At 67.2% G+C, this 1,202-nt stretch carries 2 protein-coding genes; both read left to right on the top strand.

The window, feature by feature from the left end; all coding sequences use genetic code 11:
- The coding region (locus AC04L7_RS19090; protein WP_475513759.1) for an organic hydroperoxide resistance protein at positions 1–391 on the top strand (391 nt) is incomplete at its 5' end.
- Positions 392–429: 38 nt separating this feature from the next.
- The coding region (locus tag AC04L7_RS19085) for an alpha/beta fold hydrolase (protein WP_475513758.1) at positions 430–1,202 on the top strand (773 nt) is incomplete at its 3' end.

Here is a 1,202-nt window from a genome sequence, read left to right as displayed (position 1 = left end):
CGCCTCGGGTGGCCGCGAAGGCCAGGCCACCTCGTCCGACGGCGCGCTGGACGTCACGCTGTCGACCCCGCGCGAACTGGGCGGCGCCGGTGGCCCGGGCACCAACCCCGAGCAGCTGTTCGCCGCCGGCTACTCGGCGTGCTTCCTGGGTGCGTTGAAGTTCGTCGCCGGCAAGCAGAAGATCAGCCTGCCTGGCACCACCACCGTCACCGGCAAGGTCGGCATCGGCCAGATCCCCACCGGCTTCGGTATCCAGGCGGAATTGACCATCGCTGCACCCGGCATCGCCCGCGACCAGCTGCAGGCCCTCGTCGACGCTGCACACATCGTCTGCCCGTACTCCAACGCCACGCGAGGCAACATCGACGTGACGCTGGCGATCGCCGACTGACCGCTGTTCCTGACCACCCTCCACAGGAATCCAATCCCATGAACACGCTCACCCGCACGTTTGCCGCCAGCATGCTGGCCGTCGCCACCCAGGCCGGAATGACCGCCCAGGCCGCACCGGCCACCGCGCCGGTGGCCGCAGAACGCACCGCCAGCACCATCACCACCGCCGACGGTGTGCAGCTCTATTACAAGGACTGGGGCCCGAAGAACGGTCCGGTCGTGACCTTCAGCCATGGCTGGCCGCTGTCTTCGGACAGTTGGGAGTCGCAGATGATCTTCCTGGCTTCCAAGGGCTACCGCGTGGTGGCGCACGACCGCCGCGGCCACGGCCGCTCCAGCCAGCCGTGGGACGGCAACGACATGGATCACTATGCCGATGACCTCGCCACCGTGATCAACACACTCGACCTGAAGGACGTCACCGTGGTCGGCTTCTCCACCGGCGGCGGCGAAGTGGCGCGCTACATCGGTCGCCACGGCACCGGCCGGGTGAAGAAGGCGGTGCTGATCAGCGCGGTTCCGCCGCTCATGCTGAAAACCGCGGACAACCCGGGCGGCCTGCCGATCGAAGTGTTCGATGGCATCCGCAAAGGCCAGTTGGACAACCGTGCGCAGCTCTACAAGGACATCCCGTCCGGCCCGTTCTACGGCTTCAACCGTCCGGGCGCGAAGGTATCGCAGGGCCTGATCGACAGCTGGTGGGCGCAGGGCATGCAGGGTGGCCACAAGAACACGTACGACTCGATCGCCGCGTTCTCGGCCACCGACTTCCGCGACGACCTGAAGAAGTTCGACATCCCCACCCTGGT

This window comes from Pseudoxanthomonas sp. LjRoot204_2 (assembly GCF_056175765.1).
Note: the sequence above shows the minus strand (reverse complement) of the source record. Positions and strands in the feature narration are given on the sequence as shown.